Annotated in this window: 29 protein-coding genes; 13 read left to right on the top strand and 16 right to left on the bottom strand. The window is 66.5% G+C overall.

The features are described 5' to 3' along the window. Window positions 1–141: 141 nt before the first annotated feature. Window positions 142–1,596, bottom strand: a complete 1,455-nt coding sequence (locus ACWEO2_RS30110) for a molybdopterin-dependent oxidoreductase (RefSeq protein ID WP_452408406.1) — start codon at window positions 1,594–1,596, stop codon at window positions 142–144. 92 nt (window positions 1,597–1,688) lie between these two features. Next, window positions 1,689–2,111 carry a MarR family winged helix-turn-helix transcriptional regulator gene (locus ACWEO2_RS30105; RefSeq protein ID WP_355181258.1) on the bottom strand — a complete coding sequence of 141 codons (423 nt, stop codon included), beginning with the start codon at window positions 2,109–2,111 and terminating at the stop codon, window positions 1,689–1,691. A gap of 48 nt (window positions 2,112–2,159) precedes the next feature. On the opposite strand from ACWEO2_RS30105, the gene ACWEO2_RS30100 reads away from it, so the two are divergent. Continuing rightward, on the top strand, window positions 2,160–2,555 hold the full coding sequence (locus tag ACWEO2_RS30100; protein ID WP_354955961.1) for a PPOX class F420-dependent oxidoreductase: 396 nt from the start codon (window positions 2,160–2,162) through the stop codon (window positions 2,553–2,555). A gap of 22 nt (window positions 2,556–2,577) precedes the next feature. Here the strand turns inward: ACWEO2_RS30100 and ACWEO2_RS30095 are convergent, their stop codons facing one another. After that, entirely contained in the window at window positions 2,578–3,846 is a 1,269-nt protein-coding gene (locus tag ACWEO2_RS30095; RefSeq protein WP_452408405.1) for a phthiocerol/phthiodiolone dimycocerosyl transferase family protein, read from the bottom strand. Between the two features lie 72 nt (window positions 3,847–3,918). Here ACWEO2_RS30095 and ACWEO2_RS30090 point away from each other — a divergent pair, with 72 nt between their 5' ends. Further along, window positions 3,919–4,545, top strand: a complete 627-nt coding sequence (locus tag ACWEO2_RS30090) for a TenA family protein (RefSeq protein ID WP_452408404.1) — start codon at window positions 3,919–3,921, stop codon at window positions 4,543–4,545. Window positions 4,546–4,547: 2 nt separating this feature from the next. On the opposite strand, the gene ACWEO2_RS30085 is transcribed toward ACWEO2_RS30090, so the two are convergent. Continuing rightward, window positions 4,548–5,468, bottom strand: a complete 921-nt coding sequence (locus tag ACWEO2_RS30085; RefSeq protein WP_452408403.1) for an NADP-dependent oxidoreductase — start codon at window positions 5,466–5,468, stop codon at window positions 4,548–4,550. Window positions 5,469–5,624: 156 nt separating this feature from the next. Here ACWEO2_RS30085 and ACWEO2_RS30080 point away from each other — a divergent pair, with 156 nt between their 5' ends. Together ACWEO2_RS30080 and ACWEO2_RS30075 are read left to right on the top strand one after the other, a co-directional pair. Continuing rightward, a complete protein-coding gene (locus ACWEO2_RS30080) occupies window positions 5,625–6,350 on the top strand; it encodes a DUF899 domain-containing protein (RefSeq protein ID WP_452408402.1) in 726 nt (241 codons plus the stop codon). Between the two features lie 26 nt (window positions 6,351–6,376). After that, window positions 6,377–6,778, top strand: coding sequence for a DUF1707 domain-containing protein (locus ACWEO2_RS30075; RefSeq protein WP_354955951.1), 402 nt, complete (start codon window positions 6,377–6,379; stop codon window positions 6,776–6,778). Between the two features lie 282 nt (window positions 6,779–7,060). On the opposite strand, the gene ACWEO2_RS30070 is transcribed toward ACWEO2_RS30075, so the two are convergent. Further along, window positions 7,061–8,452: a glycine--tRNA ligase gene (locus ACWEO2_RS30070; RefSeq protein ID WP_452408401.1), complete on the bottom strand. Its 1,392-nt coding sequence runs from the start codon at window positions 8,450–8,452 to the stop codon at window positions 7,061–7,063. Window positions 8,453–8,730: 278 nt separating this feature from the next. Between ACWEO2_RS30070 and ACWEO2_RS30065 the strand changes: the two genes are divergently transcribed. Continuing rightward, window positions 8,731–9,081: an ArsR/SmtB family transcription factor gene (locus tag ACWEO2_RS30065; protein WP_354955947.1), complete on the top strand. Its 351-nt coding sequence runs from the start codon at window positions 8,731–8,733 to the stop codon at window positions 9,079–9,081. A gap of 2 nt (window positions 9,082–9,083) precedes the next feature. Further along, the gene (locus ACWEO2_RS30060; RefSeq protein WP_452408400.1) at window positions 9,084–9,518 is read left to right on the top strand and encodes a Fur family transcriptional regulator; all 435 of its coding nucleotides are present in this window, start codon (window positions 9,084–9,086) and stop codon (window positions 9,516–9,518) included. Between the two features lie 6 nt (window positions 9,519–9,524). Here ACWEO2_RS30060 and ACWEO2_RS30055 read toward each other — a convergent pair whose 3' ends face one another. Beyond that, complete coding sequence (locus ACWEO2_RS30055; protein WP_452408399.1) at window positions 9,525–9,881, bottom strand: hypothetical protein; 357 nt, start codon at window positions 9,879–9,881, stop codon at window positions 9,525–9,527. Between the two features lie 79 nt (window positions 9,882–9,960). Then, entirely contained in the window at window positions 9,961–10,938 is a 978-nt protein-coding gene (locus ACWEO2_RS30050) for a hypothetical protein (RefSeq protein ID WP_452408398.1), read from the bottom strand. A gap of 102 nt (window positions 10,939–11,040) precedes the next feature. Here ACWEO2_RS30050 and ACWEO2_RS30045 point away from each other — a divergent pair, with 102 nt between their 5' ends. Then, window positions 11,041–11,721, top strand: a complete 681-nt coding sequence (locus ACWEO2_RS30045) for a TetR/AcrR family transcriptional regulator (protein ID WP_452408397.1) — start codon at window positions 11,041–11,043, stop codon at window positions 11,719–11,721. Between the two features lie 366 nt (window positions 11,722–12,087). On the opposite strand, the gene ACWEO2_RS30040 is transcribed toward ACWEO2_RS30045, so the two are convergent. The 7 genes from ACWEO2_RS30040 to recO all read right to left on the bottom strand — a co-directional run bounded on the left by ACWEO2_RS30040 (window position 12,088) and on the right by recO (window position 18,031). Then, on the bottom strand, window positions 12,088–12,693 hold the full coding sequence (locus tag ACWEO2_RS30040) for a response regulator (RefSeq protein WP_452408396.1): 606 nt from the start codon (window positions 12,691–12,693) through the stop codon (window positions 12,088–12,090). 24 nt (window positions 12,694–12,717) lie between these two features. Continuing rightward, window positions 12,718–13,902, bottom strand: coding sequence for a sensor histidine kinase (locus ACWEO2_RS30035; RefSeq protein ID WP_452408395.1), 1,185 nt, complete (start codon window positions 13,900–13,902; stop codon window positions 12,718–12,720). A 198-nt stretch (window positions 13,903–14,100) separates the two neighbouring features. Then, complete coding sequence (locus ACWEO2_RS30030) at window positions 14,101–14,880, bottom strand: ABC transporter permease (protein WP_452408394.1); 780 nt, start codon at window positions 14,878–14,880, stop codon at window positions 14,101–14,103. Window position 14,881: 1 nt separating this feature from the next. After that, the gene (locus ACWEO2_RS30025; RefSeq protein WP_452408393.1) at window positions 14,882–15,844 is read right to left on the bottom strand and encodes an ATP-binding cassette domain-containing protein; all 963 of its coding nucleotides are present in this window, start codon (window positions 15,842–15,844) and stop codon (window positions 14,882–14,884) included. A 91-nt stretch (window positions 15,845–15,935) separates the two neighbouring features. Further along, the gene (locus ACWEO2_RS30020) at window positions 15,936–16,364 is read right to left on the bottom strand and encodes a hypothetical protein (RefSeq protein WP_452408392.1); all 429 of its coding nucleotides are present in this window, start codon (window positions 16,362–16,364) and stop codon (window positions 15,936–15,938) included. A gap of 13 nt (window positions 16,365–16,377) precedes the next feature. Beyond that, a complete protein-coding gene (locus tag ACWEO2_RS30015; protein WP_452408391.1) occupies window positions 16,378–17,202 on the bottom strand; it encodes an isoprenyl transferase in 825 nt (274 codons plus the stop codon). Between the two features lie 43 nt (window positions 17,203–17,245). Then, window positions 17,246–18,031: a DNA repair protein RecO gene (gene recO / locus ACWEO2_RS30010; RefSeq protein WP_452408390.1), complete on the bottom strand. Its 786-nt coding sequence runs from the start codon at window positions 18,029–18,031 to the stop codon at window positions 17,246–17,248. Between the two features lie 106 nt (window positions 18,032–18,137). Between recO and ACWEO2_RS30005 the strand changes: the two genes are divergently transcribed. From ACWEO2_RS30005 to ACWEO2_RS29990, 4 genes are all read left to right on the top strand, one after another. Continuing rightward, window positions 18,138–18,344 (top strand): antitoxin MazE family protein, encoded by a 207-nt coding sequence (locus ACWEO2_RS30005; protein ID WP_452408389.1) that lies wholly within the window; start codon window positions 18,138–18,140, stop codon window positions 18,342–18,344. A 59-nt stretch (window positions 18,345–18,403) separates the two neighbouring features. After that, the gene (locus ACWEO2_RS30000; RefSeq protein WP_452408388.1) at window positions 18,404–18,670 is read left to right on the top strand and encodes a type II toxin-antitoxin system PemK/MazF family toxin; all 267 of its coding nucleotides are present in this window, start codon (window positions 18,404–18,406) and stop codon (window positions 18,668–18,670) included. A gap of 262 nt (window positions 18,671–18,932) precedes the next feature. After that, entirely contained in the window at window positions 18,933–19,190 is a 258-nt protein-coding gene (locus tag ACWEO2_RS29995; protein WP_452408387.1) for a hypothetical protein, read from the top strand. 21 nt (window positions 19,191–19,211) lie between these two features. After that, entirely contained in the window at window positions 19,212–19,988 is a 777-nt protein-coding gene (locus ACWEO2_RS29990; protein WP_452408386.1) for a M15 family metallopeptidase, read from the top strand. A gap of 189 nt (window positions 19,989–20,177) precedes the next feature. On the opposite strand, the gene ACWEO2_RS29985 is transcribed toward ACWEO2_RS29990, so the two are convergent. Then, complete coding sequence (locus tag ACWEO2_RS29985) at window positions 20,178–20,777, bottom strand: TetR/AcrR family transcriptional regulator (RefSeq protein WP_452408385.1); 600 nt, start codon at window positions 20,775–20,777, stop codon at window positions 20,178–20,180. Then, complete coding sequence (locus ACWEO2_RS29980; RefSeq protein ID WP_452408384.1) at window positions 20,764–21,630, bottom strand: alpha/beta fold hydrolase; 867 nt, start codon at window positions 21,628–21,630, stop codon at window positions 20,764–20,766. Before ACWEO2_RS29980 ends, ACWEO2_RS29985 begins: the two co-directional genes overlap by 14 nt. Before the next feature lie 163 nt (window positions 21,631–21,793). Between ACWEO2_RS29980 and ACWEO2_RS29975 the strand changes: the two genes are divergently transcribed. Together ACWEO2_RS29975 and ACWEO2_RS29970 are read left to right on the top strand one after the other, a co-directional pair. After that, complete coding sequence (locus ACWEO2_RS29975) at window positions 21,794–23,224, top strand: amidase (RefSeq protein WP_452408383.1); 1,431 nt, start codon at window positions 21,794–21,796, stop codon at window positions 23,222–23,224. Between the two features lie 42 nt (window positions 23,225–23,266). Next, window positions 23,267–23,518, top strand: coding sequence for a hypothetical protein (locus ACWEO2_RS29970; RefSeq protein ID WP_452408382.1), 252 nt, complete (start codon window positions 23,267–23,269; stop codon window positions 23,516–23,518). Window positions 23,519–23,526: the final 8 nt, after the last annotated feature.

The raw sequence follows: 23,526 nt of genomic DNA, 5'->3' as shown, positions 1-23,526 counted from the left end.
ACTCCCGCACCTTTCGGACGCCGACACGGATCTCGACACGGGTGCGGGAGTGCTCACCCCGCGTCCGATACCGCGCGGGTCCGCGACCCAACGAAAAGGCCTCGATCGCCGCGGCAGCGCGAGCGCAGCGGCCTCGCCCGGTCAGATCTTGATGGTGACGGTGTGGAAGCCAGATGGGCCGGAGGGGAAGGGTGAGCGTGCAGTGCCGTCTTGCACCTCGCCCGAGCGGCTGATGGCGCGGGCCTGCAGGGTGTGTTCGCCTGCGGGCAGGTCGAGCGTGGTCCGCCAGCGGCGCCAGGCGGCGGGGGCGGTTTCGGTGCCGAGATCGACCGGGCGCCAATCGCCCGCATCGATGCGCAGTTCCACGCCGTCGATGCCGTGCGGTGGCGCCCAGGCGACACCGGCGATGCTGGTGGTGCCCGCCCCCGCGCGGCCGGGTGCGGTCACGTCGATGCGCGCCTGTGGCGTCACCCACATCGGCTCCGATGGCCAGCCGCGCTTCCACCAGTAGTCGATGTGGCTGTCATCGGTGAGTTCGAGTTCCGCAAGCCATTTCGCGCCGGTGTACTGACCGTAGAGACCGGGCACGAAGATGCGGGCCGGGAAGCCGTGCTCGGGGGCGAGCGGCGCACCGTTCACACCGATCACCACATATCCGGGCCACTCGCCGGAGCGCAGCGGTTCGACCGGTAGCGAGATGGTGTAACCGTCGACGGCCCTGGTGACCAGTCGGGTCGCCCCGGTTTCCGGGACCGCGTGTTCGAGCACCTTGGCCAGTGGCACCCCGTACCAGCGACCATTGCCCGCGCGACGTTCGCCGGGACGGTTGTGCACGCACACCATGACGGCGTCGAATTCCACCGCATCCGCGGCCAATTCGGTCAGGGACAGCCGTAGCGGATGGGCGACCCGCCCGGTGACCGACAGCCGCCAGCGGGCCGGATCGATGCGCGGCGGACTCAGATTGACGTCGGCGACATAGAAACTCCGGTTGGCGGTGATCAGCGATGACAGTCCGGGCTCATCCTCCAACCCGTCCTGCGGCACCACCGAGATGCCGCCCATCGGGCCGACGCGATCGATCGCTTCGTGCTGCCTGCGGTCGTAGTCGCGATTCAGCGCCCGCGCCGCCACCAATAGTCCGGCACCGGCCCCCGCCCACACCAGCGTGCCGAACAGCCCACGGGGCCGCCTGCGCAGCCCGATACCGAGCACACCGGCAGCGGCCGCCGCACCCGCGACCGTGGCGGGTGATCGGGTCGGTCGGCGCAAGCCCAGCGCGGCCGCGGTGGCACCGAAGGCGGCGACCGCGGGCGTGCGCGCGCGATCGGACAGCGCCCCGAGCCCGACCGTCGCGGCAATGGCACCGGTCCCGACACCGATCCGCGTCGCGACCTTATCGTGCTTGCCGGACAGCGCGACCGTCGTCTCGACCACCGGCACCGGCGCGATATCGGTCATGACCCGGCCGATGGCATCGATCAGCGAATCGCCGCGGGTCGCGGCGATCAACTCGCCGACTCCCAGCGCAGCTGCCCCGATCGAGGCGGCTGCCAGCCCACCCCGGTGTTCCCGGTCTCCGTTGATCCGCACCATCCGAACACCCGCTTTCGTCGATCACCAGCCGCGCCATCAGCTTTTCCTACGAACCTACCGATCCGGCGCCCGCATTCGCACGCCGACCGGCATCACTGCTGCAGTGCCTCGGTGAAGCGGGTCAACAACTTCCGCAACTGTTCGCGCTCCTTGGCGGTGAACGCATCCGCCACCCGGCGTTCGATGGCCGCGGCCTTCGCATCCGCCTTGGCGAAGGCCTTGCGCCCCGCCGGGGTCAGCCTGGTCTCCAGCACACCGCGGTGCCAGGGGTGCGGCGTCCGCTCCACCAGTCCGCGCTCTTGCAGATTCTTGAGCACGACCGTCATCGCTTGCGGCGTAACCAGACACGCGCGCGCCAGCGCGGCCGCGGAGATGCCCGGATTGTCCGACAATGCGTAGAGTGCGGCGTACTGCGGGACCGTAAGCGGTTTGACCGCCTCATGTTTGACGGCCATCAGCTCCTGCTCGGCGCGCTTGACGTCCAGACCGAGCCGCTCGTGCGCTGGCATTTCCATGAGTGTCAATGATAGGACATTTATCAAAGCTTTGATACCATTAAAGGCATGGACAATCCCGTGATCCCCGAGAGCCACGCCGATCTACTATCGCGACCGCTGTTCGCTCACCTCGCCACGCTCAACCCCGACGGCACCCCGCAGGTGACGCCGGTGTGGCAGGTCTGGGACGGCGGGCGGCTGCGCTTCACCACCACGATCGATCGGCGTAAGGCCGTCAATACCAAGCAGAATCCCGACGTCGCGGTGAGCATCAACGACCCGGACAAGCCCTATCGCTATCTCGAGGTCCGCGGTGTCATCGAGGCCATCGAGCCCGATCCGAACGGCGAATTCTTCGATGTGCTCGCCCGCCGCTACGACCTGCCCTATGAGCGCCCCGTCGCCGACCACCAGCGCCGAGTCGTGATGGTGATGCGACCGACGCACGCCACCTTCCAATAGCGCGGCGAAAGCCGCCGCGCCCTCAGGTGTTGACGGCTTCCTCCGCGAGAGCGGTCAACTCGTCGCGCACCGCGGTCACGAGCCGATCGCCATCACCGCCGCCGAGTACGCCGACGGTGAGTCGGCCTTCGAAGGTGTATACGAGGAAGGTGACCGCTGCGGCGGCACCCGCGGACGGACGCGGATGCGCCGAGACGTAGACGATTTCGTAATCGGTCAGCGTGATGGTCGCCGGGATCCGGAAGGCGGGGACGGCACCGGTATTGGTGACCGCGACGTGCCCGGCCAGCGAGTGGATTCTGGTGGGGCCGTAGTAATTCGGGAAGTGCAGGACCGACTGCTGGACGACACCCTCGGCCACGTCGCGTCGCAGCCGATGCGAAATGCGCTCGGCCAGTTCGAGGATGTCCGCGGAGCGGTCGACCTGGGCGGCGAAGGACGCCAGACCCGCCATATTGGTGCCCTCGGCGCGCGGGACCGGCGGCTCGAGGCGGGTGCGCAGGTCGACCGGATACAGGCAGCCGAGCGGAACCGGATCCCCGGTGACCCCGGCCTTTTCCGAGGCGAAGGCACGCAACAGGGCGGCGGTGACCAAGCCGTTGACCGTCACACCCGGCACCCGCCCGAGGCCGATGATGCGCGCGGTCGCCTGCTCGTCCAGCATGATGCGCCGGGGCCGGACCATCGATGGTGGCGCGGCGATCGCGGGTGCGGGCGGCACGACCGCGGCCTCCAGCGGGCGGGTCACATCCTCGAATCCGGAGACCGAACCGCGGGCGATGCCGCGCGCGGCCACATGCCATTCCAGTGATTGCGGGTAGTCGTGCGGCACCACCGTTGTCGTACCGAATTCGAGGTGATCGGTGTAGAAGTCCCATAGTCGGGAGAGCAATTCGACGCAGTGGCCAGCGTCGGCGATGCTGTGGTGGACGAACAGCGTGACGCGCGACCGGCCCCGCGCGGAGAGCACGACATCCAGGTATGCGAGCTGTCCGGCCGGATCGATCGAATCCGGAATCCGGACCACATCCGGATCCCCCTGACTTGCCGTCATGCCGACCACCGGCTGTTCACCCGGCCGCAGCAGATACCCCCGGCCCGTGCTGTCCTCCGCGATCCGGCAGGTCACCACCGGATAGGCACGCTGTAGCGCGGTGAAGGCGGCTCCCAACACGGTCGTATCGAGATCACCGACGACCGTGACGGACCGTCCCGTGTAGGTCCCCGCGCGCACGAAACGTTGTTCCGAGGCACCCAACACCCGCACCAAATCCTCCTCATCCCACGACACATCGCACAGCGTGCGGCAACAGCAGACCGGGGCGCAAACCAGAACTCGCTCCGACTGAGAGAGACTGCCCACATGAGTCCCGCGGCACACATCAGTCTTACGGCACATCTGCACGAGCTGGGATTTCCGCTGGTGGAAAGCCAGCTGAAGCACCCGACGGTAGTCGGCATCGCCACCGGCGAGCTGCCGGAGCCGGTGTTCCGATCCTGGCTCGAACAGGACTATCTGTTCCTGCTGGACTATGTCCGGGTGTTCGCCCGGCTGGCCTGGCAGGCGCCCGCGACACACCTCGGTGATCTGGTGGACCTCGCGCACGCCACCTACCACGAGGAACTGTCGCTGCACCGCTCGCTGGCCGCCGAGTTCGGCGCTGACCTCGACGGCGCAACGAAGGGTGCGCCGTGCGCAGCGTACACCGCGTTCCTGCTGGAATCGGCCGCGTCCTACGCCGACGGCCTCGCCGCGCTGTACCCCTGTATGTGGGGGTACTCGACACTCGGCGCCATTCTCGCCGAGAACCCGCCGTCGGAGCCCCGGTACCGGCGCTGGGTCGACACCTACGCCGATCCCGGATTCACCGCCCTGACCCGCCGCTGCGGGCAAATGCTCGACGAGGCGGGCGGCGATCCGGACCGCGCGGAGCGGCTCTTCCTACAGGGGATGCACCACGAGTACGACTTCTGGGACGTACCGCTCTGACGTCAGGGATGCAACACGATCTTGCCGTGGGTGTGACGCTGCTCCAGCTCGCGATAGGCCTCTTGGACCTTGTCGAGCGGGTAGACCGCGGCAACGGGCACCTCGATCACGCCCGCGGCGGCCAACCCGGCGAGTTCGGCCAGCACATCTATGGTGCCCGCCGCGGCATTGCCCTCGGTTTTCACCCCGTACTTCTCGGCGGCCGCAAAGTTGATGATGGTGTCGATGCGTTCGACCGGCACGCCGAGTTCTATTGCGAGCTCGACATAATCGGCTCCGAAGGTATCGATGAACGCGTCGACGCCATCGGGGGCGGCCGCGCGGATCCGGTCGATCAGCCCGGCGCCATAGGCCACGGGGACCACCCCGACCTTGCGCAACCAGCCGTGATTGGCCTCGCTCGCGATGCCGAGAACCGTTGCGCCCCTTGCCCGCAGCAGCTGCACCGCGATCGAGCCGACACCGCCCGCGGCCCCGGAGACCACGACCGTATCGCCCGGTCCCGCGGCCACCGCCCGCACCGCGGCGAAAGCCGTTGTGCCAGCGACATAGAGCGAGCCCGCGACATCCCAGTCCAGCCCCGCCGGCTTGGGTGTGACCTGCACGGCGGGCACCACCACATGGGTGGCATGACTGGCCCGATCGTCGGTGAAACCGAGCACCTCGTCGCCGATCGCGACCCCGCCGACACCGGACCCGATATCGACGACGCGACCCGCGAAATCGGTGCCCTCGCCGGATGGAAAGGTCGCGGGCCAGCGCTCGTGCAGCGCACCCGTCCGGATCAAAGCCTCCCCTGGATTGATCCCCGCCGCGACGACCTCGACAACCACCCGTCCCGGGCCCGCCGTCGGCGTCGGCACCTCGACTACCTGGAGTTCTTCGATTCCGCCATAGCGATCGAACTTCACAGCTCTTGCCATATCCGACTCCCGCCTAGTAGGTGACATACGGCACATCGACCGTCAACGGAGCAACACCGCGAAATAATTCCATGCCGTTCGCACCGGACCGATGATTTCCGCGCCGCCGCCCGGTCTACCTACGTTGACCGGTCTTGCCGAAACTAGGAGATGATCATGAATCGTCCGGCCGTTGTATCCCGCGCGGAATGGTTGACTGCTCGCAAGAGCCTGCTGGCCGAAGAGAAGGAACTCACCCATCGCATGGACGCGCTGGCCGAAAAGCGCCGCGGGCTGCCGATGGTTGCCATCGATAAGAAGTACGTATTCGAGGGTCCGACGGGCGAGGTCGAGCTGTCCGACCTGTTCGAAAAGCGCCGCCAGCTGATCGTCTACCACATGATGTGGCGCTGGGATCTGGACACGGGCTGTCCGAGCTGCGCCATGTCCCTCGACAACGTGGGGCATCTAGCCCATCTGCACGCCCAGGACACCAGTTTCGCGGTGATCTCCCGCGGACCATGGGAGAGGCTGAACGGGTACCGGGAACGCATGGGGTGGACGTTCCCGATGTACTCCTCGTTCGGCAGCGACTTCAATTACGACTTCCACGTCACCCAGGACGAATCCATCGCACCCGTGGAGTACAACTACCGCACCAAGGCCGAACTCGAGGCGGCGGGCCAGAGCTACTCCATCGCGGGCGAACAGGGCGGCACCAGCGTGTTCTGGTGTGATGACGACGGTTCGGTGTTCCACACCTATTCGTCCTATGCCCGGGGCGGCGACATCCACATCGGCACCCACAATTTCCTGGACCTCACCCCGCTGGGCAGGCAGAAGCATGTCGGCGAGGCGGTGCACCACGATCGCTACGACAGCCCCGAATCACACTGCCACTGAGGACATCAGGCCCTAAGCTGGCACCCGTGGGTGAGGAAAGGCTGCGGGCATCGGACGCAGACCGCGACAAGATCGCCGAACAATTGCGGGTCGCAATGAACGACGGCCGGTTGTCGCTGCACGAATACGACGATCGACTGAAACAGGTCTACGCCGCGAAGACCTACGGCGAGCTGAGTCCGCTGCTGTCGGATCTGCCCGTGTCACGAAAACCGGCGACGGTGGCCCAGCGGGTGCCGCAGTGGGTCATCATCATGTGGATTCCGTGGGCCGCGGTGAACGCGCTGTGCCTCACGATCTGGGTGGCGACCGGCGCGGGATACTTCTGGCCGTTCTGGGTGGCGGTGCCGTGGGGGTGCGCACTGCTGATCCCGACCGCGATCGGGATGATCGTCCAGTCGAGTCAACGGAAACCGGATAGTCGCTGAATTCGGCTGCGGCGCAGGGTAATCCGCGATCAGCGGGCCGATCACCGCAGACGCCCGGCCGCACCGGGCGGATTTCCTCGAGATAGCAACCATCGCGCCGGAACGCCGCAGCATCGCGGCGTTCTCGGCGCGGACCTGGCGGCACCGATCCGCGATTGCCGTGTCACCCAACGGTGTTCGACACCGGCCGCGCTGTCCACCATGGCGGAGCGGGCGCTCCACCGGGTGCGCGCGGTGTCCTCGGATGGTGAGCGTGCGACCGGGCGTTGGTCGTTACCGGACTCAGGCGCCGATCAGATGTTGCGCCAGGTAGCCCTCCACCTTGTCCAGCGCGATCCGCTCCTGCGCCATGGAATCGCGCTCGCGGACGGTGACCGCCTGATCCTCGAGGGTGTCGAAGTCGACGGTGATGCAGAACGGCGTGCCGATCTCGTCCTGGCGCCGGTAGCGGCGGCCGATGGCGCCCGCATCGTCGAATTCGACATTCCAGTTCTTGCGCAGCTGCGCGGCGAGATCCTTCGCCTTCGGCGTCAGATCCGCATTGCGCGACAGCGGCAGCACGGCCGCCTTCACCGGCGCGAGCCGGCGATCCAGGCGCAGGCTGATCCGCTCCTCCATCACACCCTTGGCATTGGGCGCCTGATCGACGGTGTACGCGTCGACCAGGAATGCCATCAGCGAGCGGGTCAGACCGGCCGCGGGTTCGATGACATACGGGGTGTAGCGCTCATTGGTGGTCTGGTCGAAGTAGCTCAGATCGGTGCCGGAGTGCTCCGAATGCGTCTTCAGGTCGAAGTCGGTGCGGTTGGCGATGCCCTCCAGCTCACCCCACTCATTGCCCTGGAAGCCGAAGCGGTACTCGATATCGGTGGTGCCCGCCGAGTAGTGCGACAGCTTGTCCTTCGGGTGCTCGAACAGCCGCAGGTTCTCCGGATCGATGCCGAGGTCGGTGTACCAGGAGAAGCGGGTGTCGATCCAGTACTTGTACCATTCCGCGTCCTCGCCCGGCTTGACGAAGTACTCCATCTCCATCTGCTCGAACTCGCGGGTGCGGAAGATGAAGTTGCCCGGGGTGATCTCGTTGCGGAAGCTCTTGCCGATCTGCGCGATACCGAACGGCGGCTTCTTGCGCGCGGTGGTCATCACATTGGCGAAGTTGACGAATATGCCCTGCGCGGTCTCCGGGCGCAGGTAGTGCAGACCTTCTTCGGATTCGATCGGGCCGAGGTAGGTCTTGAGCATCATGTTGAAATCGCGGGGCTCGGTCCAGCGGCCGACGGTGCCGCAGTCGGGGCACGCCACCAGCTCCATCGAGACGGAGTCCGGATCGTCGATCTTGTGCTTGAGCGCGTAGGCCTCCTGCAGGTGGTCCTGCCGGTGCCGATGGTGACAGTTCAGGCATTCGACCAGCGGATCGTTGAATACACCGACGTGGCCCGAGGCGACCCACACCTGACGCGGGAGGATCACCGACGAGTCGAGGCCGACGACATCCTCGCGGCTGGTGACCATCGAACGCCACCACTGCTTCTTGATGTTCTCCTTGAATTCGACACCCAGCGGACCGTAGTCCCATGCCGATTTGGTGCCTCCGTAGATCTCACCACATGGGTACACCAGACCCCGGCGCTTGGCGAGGTTGGCAACGGTGTCCACCTTCGACTTGGGTGCCACTCGAGAATTCTCCATCCACTACGAGTCGGATTCGGATCGGCTGGACCGGGCGTGCCCGATGCCTCTTATGTATGCCGTATCGAATTTGATGTGTTGTAGGACTTGATTGCCTACAGCGTATCGGCCGGAACCAAGCGATCTTGCACCGCCACAGGCATTAGGAGTCGTCGCGCTCGACGCACCGGCTCGAATTGGTCACGCGGACCAGAGCGGGCGCGTTTGACATGCGCAACTGTGCATATCAAAATGGGATCGCTTTCCAATAAGGAGTTGGTTCGATGACCGCCGAGACCGCTACCGCCCATCCGCACAACCCGTACCGGTCCCCCGCACCGGCGCCGGTGCCCTCGCGGACCGTCCTGGAGGACGCGGGCGAGCTGTTACGCGCCCTTGCCGCCCCGGTGCGCATCGCCATTGTGCTGCAGCTGCGCGAATCGCCGCGCTGCGTGCACGAGCTGGTCGATGTCCTCGGCGTCACCCAACCGCTGGTCAGCCAGCATTTGCGGATTCTGAAGTCCGCGGGCGTCGTGCACGGAGAACGTTCCGGCCGCGAGGTGCTGTACGAACTCGTCGACGACCACTTGGCGCATATAGTTGTCGACGCCGTGGCGCATGCCGAGGAAGGGTGAACGTGCCAGATAAAACGGTCTTGCCGGATAAGCCGGTCGGCATCCGCAGTACCCGACAGCGCAGCGCGATCGCCGCACTACTGCGCGATATCGAGGAGTTCCGCTCTGCGCAGGAGTTGCACGACGAATTGCGCCGCCGCGGCGAGGGCATCGGATTGACCACGGTCTATCGCACCCTGCAGTCGCTGGCCGATGCCGGACTCGTCGATGTGCTGCGCACCGACACCGGAGAGTCCGTCTATCGACAGTGCTCCACCGGACACCATCACCATCTGGTGTGCCGACACTGCGGACGCACCGTGGAGGTGGAGGGCCCGACCGTGGAGGCCTGGGCCGAAACCATTGCGGGCGAATATGGTTTCACCGAGATCAGCCACACCATGGAGATCTTCGGCACCTGCTGCGAATGCGCGAAGGCGAACCACGCCGAGATATGACGTCGCTCATATAGTTGACGCCACCGCCCGCGAAGAAGATTTCGACTCCCCGACCGTGCCGGAAAGGGTTCGGCCACCGGCAAAGTCACCACATCGGTCAAGACGCTGCATGATGCCGAGCACCTGCTCGACACCATGACGGTGGTCTACGGACAGGCCTCGGACAATCAGACCACCCTTCCGCTGAAGGCCTCGGCCCAGGTCGAAGGTGTCGCGCCGAAGACGCTGAATGTCACCGGTGAACTGGTGCAGGATCAGACGACGATCGAAATCACCAGTGGCACACTCGCACCGAGTTACACCAAGAATGAGCGCGGCAAAATGGATCTGTCGCTGCGTATCAAGATCATTCTCCTGCACCATCAGCTGAGCACACCGCAGGCCACCGCTACCGGATCACCCGATAGCGGTGGCCTGCAGTCGATTTCCAGGCGCGGTTCGGTCAGACGGCGACCGTTTCGCCGGACGGCACCGGCGCTGGATCGGCCGGTTGACGGCGGCCACGCAGTGCGCCGACGCCGAGCAGGGCGATCGCGGCGACGGCCCAGATGATCAGAACCACAAGAGGTTTGGTGGCGGCGGCACCGTCGAAGAAGGCGACCGAGCGCAGCAGCGAGGCAGCGGCGCCGGGAGGCAGCAGCTGACCGACGGCGCCCCACGGCTGCGGGAGCAGTTCCGGGGCCGAGGTGGCGGCCGAGAACGGGTTGCCGACCAGGAGCATGGCCAGCGCGGCGATGCCGATGCCCGCGCGGCCGACCGCGGTGGCGAGCCCGACGACCGCGCCGGAGACCGCGAACGACACCAGACCGCCGACCGCGGCCAGTGTCAGGTAGGGACCGGGCACCACCGACATCCAGGTCTGGATGATCACGATGCTCAGCAGTCCGCCCGCGATACCGAAGGTGACCAGGCCGATCGCCTTGCCACCGACCGTCGGAATCAACAGGCTGAGCAGCACACCGGCCGCGATACCGGACATGACCAGCGGCAATACCATTGCCCCGAAGGCGGTACCGCGCGGATCGTCGGGATCGGCGGCGACCACATCCTCCACCGCCGCGGCCGGGGCACCGGACAGCTGCTGGGCGATCGCGGTGAGTTGTTGCGCCACAACGGGACTCGCACCGGAGGCAACCAGGACGCGCGGCGCGCCGCCGCCGGTGATGATGGCGCCGTAGACGTCGCGGTTCTTGATGGCGTCGCGAGCCGCCGCTTCATCGGCCGGATTGGTGATATCGAAGGCGTCGGGATCGTGCTGGGCCAGTTTGTCGGCGACCATCGCGGACTGCGGGCCGCTGACGGCGATGGGCAGATCGCGCGGCGCGATATGGGCCGCCGGCCAGGCGAAGGCGATCAGCATCAAGGCCTGGAGCAGGGCCGCGCCGACGCCCACGGCGAGCGCCCGCTGGGTGGTATTCATGACGTTCTCCCGAAAATCGAATGATCGTTCTCTTTCGATGTGGATACCGTCGCACGCTCCGTTGGACTTGTCAAGAACGAGCATTCGTTTTATTTTTGGGATATGCCCCGAGTCAGCGAAGAACACCTGGAACGCCGCAGACAGCAGATCCTCGACGCCGCCCAGCTCTGCTTCGCCCGCAAAGGCTTCTACGAGACCTCGATGCAGGACATCTTCAGCGAATCGGGGCTCTCGGCCGGGGCGGTCTACCGCTATTTCAAGAGCAAGGACGACATCATCGCGGCGCTGGCCACCGAGACCACCGTCGAACTGCGGGCCAGGATGACCGAGGCGATCCGCACCGACCCGCCGCCGACACCGGCGCAGTTCGTCAGCCTGATCGCGGAATACATCGTCGCGCAGAGCGGTCCGGAGGGCAGGGTGCGGCTGGCACCGCAGGCCTGGGCATTGGCTCTGGTGCGTCCCGATGCGTCGGACTACGTCAAAGCGGCGGTTCTCGCCATGCGCGATCTCTGGCACGAGTACGCCGAGCGGATGCGCGATGTCGGCTGGCTGCCAGCCGATGCCGATACGCACGCGGTGGCAACCGCGCTGATCGGGCTGCTGCCGGGATTCATGCTGCAGCACTTGATCATCGGCGACCTCGAACCGGAAACTCTGGCACGTGGCGTGGCGATCCTGCTGCCCTTCGACCAGCCCGTCGCCAACTCGACCGACGCGCTGTCCGATGTGCGCTCCAGCCCTTCGACGCGGGCCTCGGATCCGCTGGCGCATCAGCCCTAGCGAGACCAGCGGCGGCAGGAGTCGCATCCAGCCGCCGCTGCCCGTCTTGTGCGGTCGTCGGTGGAATTCGCTGGGCTCGCTCGTCTTCGTACCGGCTGGACTGCCGGTCCCCAACGCGAACTTCGGCGGTCCCAGTCAGGCGGCGGAACGGATCAGAGTCGCCAGTGCGTCGGCACGGCCATCGGTACCGACCCTTTCGTGCGTTTGCTGCCGGATGGCGCGAGCCCAAGGCGACCTACTCGTCGAGTTCGGATGCGATTCCGCATATCCAGTCGCTACCTCGCACAATTGGTGACTTGCGAGGTAGGCGCTGGTATGCGGTAGCGCAATCGGCTGCTGCCCGGCGAGGAGTACCCGGGAGAGGGCTCAGAGCCAGCCGAGGCGTTCGGCGGTGCGTACGGCTTCGGCGCGGGTGGTGGTTCCGGTTTTGCCGATGGCGGACGAAAGGTGGTTGCGGACAGTGCCTTCCGAGAGGTGCAGCTGTTTGGCGATCGCGCCCGCGGTCGCACCATCGGCCGCGGCGGCGAGGACTTCGCGTTCGCGGGCGGTCAGCGGCGAGGTGCCGACGGTCAAGGTTTCGGTGGCGAGTGCAGGATCGACAACACGCAAGCCCATGTGGACTCGGCGCACCGCATCCGCGAGTTCGCGGGCCGGAGTGTCCTTGACGACGAATCCGCTTGCGCCAGCGTCGATTGCACGCCGCAGATAGCCGGGACGGCCGAAGGTCGTGACCATCAGGATGCGCAGCTCCGGATGGGCGGCATGCAGTTGCGCCGCGACCGCGATACCGTCCAGGCCCGGCATTTCCACATCCAGCAGCGCCACATCGGGTGTCGTGCGGGCCACGGCGGCGAGGACCTCGTCACCGCGACCGACCTCGGCGACCACCTCCAGATCGGTTTCGAGGCCGAGCAGTGCGGCGAGGGCGCCGCGGACCAGCGCCTGATCGTCGGCGAGCAGCAGTCGGATCATGCGCGACCCCGGCCGATTTCCGGATCACTCGACAGCGGGCACCGTGGCACGCACACGAACTCCACCTCCTTCAGGCGAGGACAGCGTCAATGTTCCCCCGGCGGCCCGCACCCGTTCGCGCAGGCCGGACAGTCCCGATCCGGACTCGGGTTTGCCGATCCCGCGACCGTCGTCGACCACGTCGATGCCGGTACCGGTCACGATGACCGTGCAGTGCCGGGCAGCGCTGTGCCGGATCACATTTGTCACCGCCTCGCGCAGTACCCAGCCGAACAATTCACTATCGCGGATAGCGGGCAGTTGCGCGACATCCGGAAGTGCCGCATCGATACCGGCGGCCGTCAATGCCGTTCGCGCATTGGCCAATTCACCGCGCAGCGTAACCTCGCGCAGACCACCGACGGTGTCGCGCACCCCGGCCAGCGCCTCCCGCGCCAACCGTTCCACATCGGCCATCTCGGCCTTGGCCCGCGTCAGATCCACATCGATGAGGCGTTGCGCGAGTTCGGTTTTCACCGTGATGACGGTCAGCGAATGGCCGAGGATGTCGTGCACGTCGCGCGCGACGCGGTTGCGTTCCTCGACGATCGCGAGCTCGGCCCGCTGGCGTCGGGTCAGCTCGGCCAACCGCTCACCGCGCACCCCGAGCTGCCTGGCCACCCAGACCACGACGGGCACGAACGATACATAGAACGGCATACCGGACAGGCTCGGCATCGCTACCGGCACAAGCAGCATCGCGAGCATGACCGCGAAGGACACATATCCCGATTCGCGCGGCGGCATATGGAAGACGGCGATCACGCCGACGAAGATCGAGGTCGGCAGGGCGACCGGGCCGAGCAGCGCGATCAGCGCCGCGGTGCACGATGTCATACCCGCGAGCGTCGGCCACATGCGCCGGTCGAGCGGACGGTCCAGCAGCGGGTCGCTGTGACTGGGCCGCCGGAAAACGATGAAGGATCCGACGATCAATGCCGCATAGGCCAGCAGTGCCGCGGTCGCCAGAACCGCGGTCAGCCGGTCCCCGCTCACCCAACTCTGGATAATCGGCCCGACCATATAAAACAGCCACGACACCGATATGAATCCGCCGAGCCACCCACGCGGCTTCCCCTCCACCGCATCTCCCCCGTCCCGGACCACCCGGTCCAACAGTTCGGACGCCGCTCCGCCCCGCAGCGCATCGAGCGCGGACTTCACCCCCATCGCCGCGCCTCCATGCATGCGACATTCCGATACCGGTCGCACGCGGAATGGCTGATCACGAGCACCGACGCTACCGAACTTGCCGATGCCGCCGGTATCGCGCGGCCTCCCTTGGTCCTGCGACCTCGAACAGCAACATCACCCCACGTCGCCCGGCCGCGCACCCCGGTAGGTGGGCGGCCGGATGCGCGGGACAACTCAGCGGGCGGTATCACGGCGGAACAGGATGGCGGCCCCGCCGATGAACACCGTGGCCCAGGCAATGACATTGAGGATCGCGAGGGCGATCGATGCGGTGCTGGTATCGCCGAAGGGCATCCGCGCCAGGGTGGCGACGCCATTGGTCGGGAAGATCTTGGAGACCGTCTCGAACCAGCCGTGCAGCGGCATGAACAGACCGCCCGCGAAGGACAGGCCCGCAAGGACCGGACCGAGCAGCTGCATGACATTCTCCGAGGGCAGCAGGTAGCCGACGAACAGGCCGAAGGCGGCAAAGACCAGCGAGCAGATCCAGGCGAGCAGGAAGCAGCTCACCCAGGCCGCGGCCGTCAGGTGCGCGCCGAAGATACCGCCGACGACGAATACCGCGGCGACCGAGACCAGGCCGAGCACCATCGCGACGGCAACCTTGGTGGCGATATAGGCGACTGGACGCAGCGGGGTGAGCCGCAATTGGCGACTCCAGCCCTGCGCGCGTTCGATCGCGACCATGGCGCCGCCGCTCGTGGTCGCCAGCATCGCGCCGTACACCGCCATCGACACCATGACGTAGCCGGTGACATTGCCCGAGCCGAAAGACTGTGTCCGGTAATCGGATTGCAGTCCGAAGATGACGAAGAACAGCGGCGGCATGATCAGTGTGAACATCATGGTGCGCCGGTTGCGCAGCATGCGACGCAATTCCAGCCGCAGGAAGCCGAGGCTGAAACCGCCGAGCGCAACGCGCGTCGAGACCGCTGGTGGGGCAAGAGTGGTCATATCAGTTGTCTCCCGTGGTGAGCGCCAGGAATGCCGATTCGAGGTTGTGCGAGGTGATTTCGAGATCGACTGCCGTAGTCTCGGTCAGCAGATGGCGGGCGACGGCATCGGAGTCCTTGGTGTGCAGGATGATTCGGTCGCCGCGCAGCTCGACCTCGTCGACGCCGGGAATCGCCGAGAGCCGAGCCGGATCCGCGCCGGGCAAAGTGGCGCTCACCGCACGACCCGCGGCCAGGTTCTTGATCTCGGCGGCGCTGCCATCGGCGACCACCCGGCCCGCGCGCACCAGCACGATCCGGTCGGCATAGGCATCGGCCTCGTCGAGGTAATGGGTGGCGAACAGCACGGTCCGGCCGCGGTCGGAGTCCTCGCGCATGGCATTCCAGAACTCTCGCCGCCCCTCGACATCCATGCCGGTGGTCGGTTCGTCGAGGACGATGAGATCCGGATTCGGCAGCAGAGCCAGCGCGAATCGCAGCCGCTGCCGCTGCCCGCCCGAACATTTGCCGACCAGACGAGCACCGATATCGGCGATCCCCGCGCGAGCCAGCACCTCCTCGACCGAGCGCGGATGCGCGTGCAGTGTGCCCACCAGCTGCACCGTCTCGGCCACGGTCAGATCGGGCAGTAGCCCGCCCGACTGCAGGACCGCCGAAATCCTGCCTGCCGCAAGGGCTTCGGCCGGTGTCCCGCCGAAAACGCGCACACTGCCGGAGTCCGGTGCCGCCAGGCCGAGCAGCATATCGATGGTGGTGGTCTTACCCGCGCCATTGGGTCCGAGGAAGGCGACGATCTCCCCCGGCGCGACCGTCAGGTCGAGTCCATCGACGGCGTGCACCTCGCCGCCGTCCGGGAGCCGAAAGCTCTTGTGCAGATCGCGCAGTTCGATCGCGGACGACGCCCGGTGCCTGCCCGAGCCCCCCGCCGCGGCGAAGATGGCCGTGGATGTCAGTGCCGATGTCATGACTCAACGGTCACGCAATCAGCGGTCCGACACTTCGCACGAGTGTCACGAACCTCCCATGACATCTGTCATGGCGTCGACCCGGCCCGGCTCAGGGCAGCAGACCCTGCCTGGCCTTACCCGCGCCGGAGAGCACCAGCAGCAGCATGGTGGCCAGCGCCTGATCGTCCAGGCCCGCGGCCGGGAAGGTGTAGCGCAGGATGACATCGGCCTGGCTGCCCCGACTGATCAGCGTGATCGAACCGAACTGGATCGCGCCATTGCGCTCGGCGACCCGCTTGTGCAGCTGCGGCTTGAGCGGCCGGTCCCAGGCCAGCACGCATGTCAGCGTCAGTACGTCCAGGCCGGGCGCCAAGGTCACCGCGCGCAGCGAGCACAGTGCGCCCTCGTATTCGAAACCGATCGAACCATCGGCGTCGACCCGCACGGCGACGTCGTAGAGCGACAGACAGGCACCCGCCCTGGCCTGTAGCTCCTGTTCGGGGGTCACTGCTGCGTCCATATCGGTGCCGCCGTTCATCTGCTGCCGCCGTTCACTTGGTCCCCCCGAAGCGACGGTCACGCGAAGCGTACTGGAGACAGGCCTCCCACAGGTTGCGCCTGTCGAAATCGGGAAACAGCGTGTCCTGGTAGACGAATTCGGCGTAGGCGGACTGCCAGATGAGGAAGTTCGAACTGCGGAATTCACCGGAGGGGCGCAGGAACAGATCGACGTCCGGCATATCCGGCTCGTCCAGGTACTTGGCGACCACCGCCTCGTTCACCTTCTCCGGATCGATCTCACCCGCCGCCACGCGACGCGCGATTTCCCTTGCGGCATCGGCGATTTCGGCGCGACCGCCATAGTTGACACACATGGTGAGGGTCATCACCTTGTTGTCCTTGGTCAGCTCCTGCGCGATCTCCAGTTCGTTGATGACGCTGCGCCACAACCGCGGTCGCCGCCCCGCCCAGCGCACCCGCACACCCATCTCGTTCATCTCGTCGCGGCGGCGGCGGATGACATCCCGGTTGAACCCCATGAGGAAGCGCACCTCCTCCGGGCTGCGCCGCCAGTTCTCGGTGGAGAAGGCGTAGGCCGAGAGCCACTTCACACCGATCTCGATACAGCCCTCGACGGTGTCCATCAAAACCGCCTCGCCGCGCTCGTGGCCCGCGGTGCGCGGCAGCCCGCGCTCCTGCGCCCAGCGTCCATTGCCGTCCATCACCAGCGCCACATGCCTGGGCACCAACTCCGGCGGCAGTTCCGGCGGCGTCGCCCCCGACGGGTGCGGCGACGGCGGGCGGACGGTGCGTTCGGCACCCGACCGTGCGCGGGTCGAACTGGTCGGCGCGGCGGAGTCTCGACGGAGGATCACGGAACCTATCCTGCCTGATGGTTGTGGAGAACTTGTGTGCAGGTCAGCCAGCTTGTCCTGCGGTCGAGGACGCCAAAACGGTCTGGCCATCGGTCGGGTGCGACCGCTCGATCAGCGGCAGGGTGCGCAGCTGACGCTCGAGATGCCACTGCAGATGTGCCGCGACCAAGCCGCTGGCCTGTCTGCGGACCTGCTCGGGGACCTGCTCGACGTACTCCCATTCGCCTTTCAGCAGGGCGATCAGCAGATCGAGGACGCCGGGGGCCGGGGTGGCGGAGCCGGGCGGGCGGCAATGCACGCAAACAGCGCCACCGGCGGCGACGTGGAACGCGCGGTGCGGGCCGGGTGTGGCGCAGCGCGCGCATTCGTCCAGCGCGGGGGCCCAACCCGCAAAACCCATGGCGCGCAACAGGTATGCGTCGAGGATCAATTCGTGCGGACGTTGTTTGGCGGCGATTGCCCGCAGTGCACTCGCGGTCAGCGCATGCAGCTTCGGTGCGGGTGCGCGCTCCTCACCGGCCAGTCGTTCCGCGGTCTCCAGCACCGCGCAGGCCGTGGTGTAGCGCCCGTAGTCGTCGACGATATCGGCGGCGAACGCCTCCATGGTGTGCACCTGGGTGATCGTGTCGAGATTGCGCCCGGGATACAGCTGCACATCCACATAGGCGAACGGCTCCAGCCGCGCCCCGAACCGCGACTTCGTCCGCCGCACCCCCTTGGCCACCGCCCGCACCAACCCGTGCTGGCGCGTCAGCAACGTGACAATGCGATCCGCCTCACCCAGCTTGTGCTGGCGAACCACGACCGCCTCATCCCGATACAAACGCACACCGTCATCCTTTCACGAATGGGCGACGCCCACCTCCAGGCAAGGCCGAGCGCGTTGACTCGCGAGGTTGCAGCACGTCCCGCCCTGCGCGCGTAACATGTCACGCATGGCGGCAAAGGATCGCGTGCAGGCTCACCGTGACCGGATGCGAGAGCAGGGGCTGCGGCCCATACAGATTTGGGTGCCCGACACCCGCAGCCCGCAGTTCCTGGCCGAAGCACACCGACAATCCGTGCTGCTCGCCGAAAATCCGCACGAGGACGAGGACCAGGCATTCGTGGACGCCATCAGCTACCCGCTGGATGACGAGTGAAACGAGGCGAACTCTGGACCATCGCCACCGGGAGCAGCTACACAGGTAAACCCCGACCAGTGATCATCGTCCAAAGCGACGCTTTCGACAGCACTGCATCGGTGACGGTTTGCCCGATCACCTCCAACGATGTCGACGCACCGCTGGCGCGGGTGATGCTCGAACCGACCGAGGACAATGGCTTGCGCCGGCCCAGCTACGTGATGGTCGACAAGGTCACGACCGCGCCGCGCGAAAAGTTGGGCGACCGAATCGGGCAGGCGTCGAAACAAGACATGCTGCGAATAGACCGATACCTCGTCGTATTCCTCGGCATCGCGGACTGAACTACCTGGGGAGGAACCGTGCACGGAGACCGGTTGCCATTCGATTTGGCCGGGTATACGGAGCGAGTGCGATCAGGGGGCTGTTTCATCTACGACCTGGTCGCGGGTGCGCCCGGTTCGGAGCATGAGGTCATCTTCGATGACGGCACGCACATCGCGTTCCTCGGGAGATAACCGACGATGTACGGGCACTTTCTGGTGGCTCCGAAGGCGCACATCGAGCATTTGATCCGGGGACTTCGAACAGGACGCGTACCTGCAATTGCAGGCGGCGGTTCATCGGGTCGCGCGCGCTGTCGAGGCCGTTGTCCCGTGTGAACGCACCTACCTGCTCTCATTGGGCAGCCAGCAGGGCAATGCCCATGTGCACTGGCATGTCCAGCCACTCGCTCCCGGCACGCCATACGAGCGGCAGCAGTTCCATGCGCTAATGGCCGAGAACGGGGTGATCCCATGGTCGGCTGCCGAGGCGGCGCAGTTGGGCGGGCGGTTGCGGGCGGAACTCGGTTCGGGAAGGTAGTGCCGCGGCTATGATCTTCGGATGCGCGGAATTCGGTTCTGCTCAGTGGTTTTGGCCGGGGTCGCCGCCTTCGGGGCAGCGGCTTGTGGGAACACGAAACCGAGTTCGCCCAAAGCCGACGAGTCGGCGTTCGTATCGGTGGCCGAGATCGATCCGACGATCGTTGTCGATGCACGGTATTTCGGGGAGCACAACTTCATCGGTGGGCGGATCAACGGATACGAAGCGCCGAAGTGTCTGTTGACCAAGGAGGCGGCCACGGCGCTCGCCGACGTGCAGCGGGAACTCCGGCCGATGGGGCTGGGGCTCAAGACTTACGACTGTTACCGACCGCAGCGCGCGGTGGATCAATTCGTCAGTTGGGCAAAGGATCTCGGCGACACCACGATGCGGGCGGAGTTCTATCCGACGGTGGAGAAGGCAAATCTGTTCCGGGACGGGTATATCGCGGAGAAGTCCGGGCACAGTCGCGGCAGCACCTTGGATCTCACGATCGTCGCACTACCGGCGCCGGATCAGGAGCAGTACCACAGCGGCGATCCACTGCGCGCCTGCACACTGCCCGCCGACCAGCGATTCCGCGACAACAGCCTCGACCTGGGTACGGGCTACGACTGCTTCGATCCACTCGCCCACACAGCCGACCCAGCACCGAGCAGTACCCAACGGGCCCTGCGCGAACTGCTGGTGAACCTCATGGACGAGCACGGTTTCAAAAACCTCGCCGAAGAGTGGTGGCACTTCACCCTGAAGAACGAGCCCTTCCCGAACACATACTTCGACTTCCCCATCCAATAACCCAACCCCGCACATCCATTGCCCTCCCCACACAAGGTGCACAACCTACGCGCAAAGACTGCTCGCCGAGCGCAGTCATAGGGCGTCGAATACGGCCTTGGCGAACACCATTCGACTACCTTCGACCGCCCCTCGACCCAGGGGGCGGTACGGCAGGAGCTGGCTGGACGCGGCAGTAGGGCGCACACGTCAGGTGCGGAGGATGCCGCCGATGAGCAGCATCAGCGACTGCTGCGCCTGGGCTCTGGCCGCATCCTTGTCGGTGGCGTGCGCGACGATCAGCCCCGCCTCGGTGACCGCGCTGAAGATCAGCTGGGCCAGTACCGGGATCGGTGCGTCGGCGATCAGCCCCGCATCGCGGGCCCGCTCCAGTTCGGCGATGACCAGTCCCAGCCCGTGGCGCGCCTCGAACTCGCGAAAGGCCTGCCAGCCGAGCACGGCGGGACCGTCGTACAGGGTGATTCGAATCATCTCGGGACGCTGACAGATCTCCAGGAAGACGCCGAGGCCGATGGCCATCGAGGTGAGAATGTCATCGGGATTCACTGCGCCGATGGCGTTTTCGATTTCCGTGGTGCTCTCGATCTCGATTTGTTCGAGCACCGCGAGGAACAGACCGCGCTTATCGCCGTAGTGGTGGTGCAGCGCGCCGCGGGTGACTCCCGCCTCGGTGACGAGTTCCTCGGCCGAGGTCGCCGCGAATCCGCGCTCGGCGAACAACCGGCGACCGGCCTGCTCGAGCGCGGCTCGGGTGGCGCGGGAGCGATCCTCCTGACTACGGCGTTGCATGCAGCCGAGTGAACTCCAGGATCGTTTCGGAGAGCAACTCGGGCTGGTCTTCGGAGATGAACGTGTAGGAGTCGTCGATGAATTTCAGGGTGGCATTCGGCAGTTCGGCAGCCAGGCGTTCGGCGAACTTCACCGGGAAGATCTTGTCCTCGCGCGCCCAGGCGATCAGCACCGGAATCCGCACCGATGGGAATCGGGTCGCGGCATCGAGCGTGTAGCGACGATGCACGCTCTTCAGGAACCGGCGCAGATCCTTGCGGATCGCCGCCGACTTCCGGCTCGGCAGCAGGTAGGAGTCGACGATCTGCGGCGGGACCGGGCGCTTGGTCACCCAACCGAAGGCGATCGGCAGACGGTGCAGCGCACGGATGCGCATCAATTCGGTCAGCGGGCGCAGCGAGCCGGGAACCCGCGCCAGCACGGGCAGCGCCGCGAAGACAGGGGGGAAGAATGCCTCGTAGGCGTCGCACGAACTCAGCACGACGCGGCCGATTCGTTCCGGACGACGGGTCAGCAACACCTGGGTGATCGCGCCACCGGTGTCATTGGCGACCACAGTCACGTCGGTGAGGTCCAGTCGCTCCAGGAAGTCGGCGATCAGATCGGCGACCCCGGGAGGCGTGAGATCCGCTGCGGGGACCGGGATTTCGTGTGAACCGAGCGGCAAGTCCGGACTGAGGCAGCGATAACCCGCCGCCGCGATGGTGGGGACGACCTTGCGCCAGAGGTCGGAGTTGACGAGCAGGCCGTGGACGAAGACAACCGGCGCACCCTCGCCCGTGTCGTGATACCGGATGCGGCCGCCGGGTAGATCTACCTCGTGCGTGCGGCCGAGTGACGTACTGATTCCCATGGTTCCTCCATGTGTTTGCAGTGCGGATCCACTGTTACATACATACCGTATGTATGTCCATAGTCCGGCCTCCTACCTGGGGTGGAGATTTGCGAGCCGATGTGGACGGTTGACCAGCTCCGCGCTACCGTGCAACGAACGAACAAAGGAAGACGGAGCTCACATGACGGTGTCCGACCCCACCCTGCGCCCGGCCGCGACCACCGAACTGGGACTCGCCGACCTCGCCGCGGCACTCGCGCAGGGCACGATCAGCTCCGTGGCCGCGGCCGGCGCCGCGCTGGACCGGATCGAGGCCAGCCAGCCGACCCTGAACGCCTTCCGCGTCGTCCGGCGCGAGCAGGCACTGGCCGAGGCGGCCGCGGCCGACGAGCGGTTGGCCGCTGGCGAACGACTCCCCCTGCTCGGCGTGCCGATCGCGATCAAGGACGACACCGATATCGCCGGTGCGCCAACGGCATTCGGCTGCGGTGGCGACCTGCCGCCGAAAACCGAAGACGCCGAATCGGTGCGGCGGCTGCGCGCGGCCGGTGCGGTGATCGTCGGCAAGACCAATACCTGCGAACTCGGTCAGCTGCCGTTCACCAGCGGCGCCGCCTTCGGACACACCCGCAATCCGTGGGGCGCCGCACACACCCCCGGCGGTTCGTCCGGCGGCTCCGCGGCCGCCGTCGCGGCCGGATTGGTGCCCGCCGCACTGGGTTCCGATGGCGCGGGCTCGGTGCGCATTCCGAGCGCGTGGACCAATCTCGTCGGCATCAAACCGCAGCGCGGCCGCATTTCCACCTGGCCGGAGGCCGAGGCCTTTCAAGGTCTCACCGTGAACGGACCGCTGGCTCGCACCGTCGCCGATGCGGCACTGTTGCTGGACACCGCGGCCGGACCGCATGCGGGCGATCTGCACACCCCCGAACCGCTCACCGTCTCCGATGCCGTCGGCCGTGATCCGGGGCGACTGCGCATCGCACTGTCGCTGCGAATTCCGTTCACCGCCACCAAGACCGCGCTGCATCCGGAGGTCGAGGTCGCGGTCCAGCACATCGCCGCCACGCTGCGCCGCCTCGGACATTCGGTGACCGTGGCCGATCTGCACTACGGCATCATGATCGGTGCGTCATTCCTGCCGCGCTCGATGGCGGGCATCCGGGCCATCTACGACAAGATGCCCGGCGCGCAGGTGGATCCGCGCACGACCGCCAACGTCTGGTTCGGCCGGGCCCTCAGCGGACCGGCACTGTTCGCGGCACGCCAGGCGGAACCGTTGCTGCACAAGCGAATCGGCGGGTTCTTCCGCGACTACGATCTGGTGCTCGCGCCGACCACCGCGACTCCCCCGCCGCGCGCCGCGGAGATCGATGGCATCGGCGTCAATGCCACCAACGACCTCATCACCGCCGCCTGCCCCTACACCTGGCCCTGGAATGTGCTCGGCTGGCCCGCCGTCAATGTCCCCGCGGGCTTCACCGACGCCGGGCTCCCGGTCGGCGCACAGCTGATGGGGACGGCGAACTCCGAGCCACTACTGGTTTCCGTTGCGGCACAACTGGAATCGGAACTCCGCTGGGATCGTCACCGCCCCGAACCCTGGTGGTGAGTTCGGCGTTCGGGCGGGGTCCAGACCTCGGTATCGCTCTTGGTGCCCGCCGGGCCCCGTGCGGACCCGGCCGTCGCCCTGCGGATACATCAGCAAGCACTGCTGCGGCTGGCCGGACTTCCCGAGGCCGGTGGCGACGAGGATGCCGATAGTGGAGTCGTCGGCCACTCGACCTCGCGAGAAGCACAGCGTCCCGGTGACTCCGAGATAGTCGGTGCCGCGCATTCACAGCAACTCCAGGAGTTTGCCGATATCCTCCGAACCGGTATGACGTCACACCCCTTGGTCGAATAGTTAGACGG

The organism is Nocardia sp. NPDC004278 (assembly GCF_053602975.1).
The sequence above is the reverse complement of the archived record's forward strand: the minus strand, read 5'-3'. Positions and strand labels throughout refer to the sequence as shown.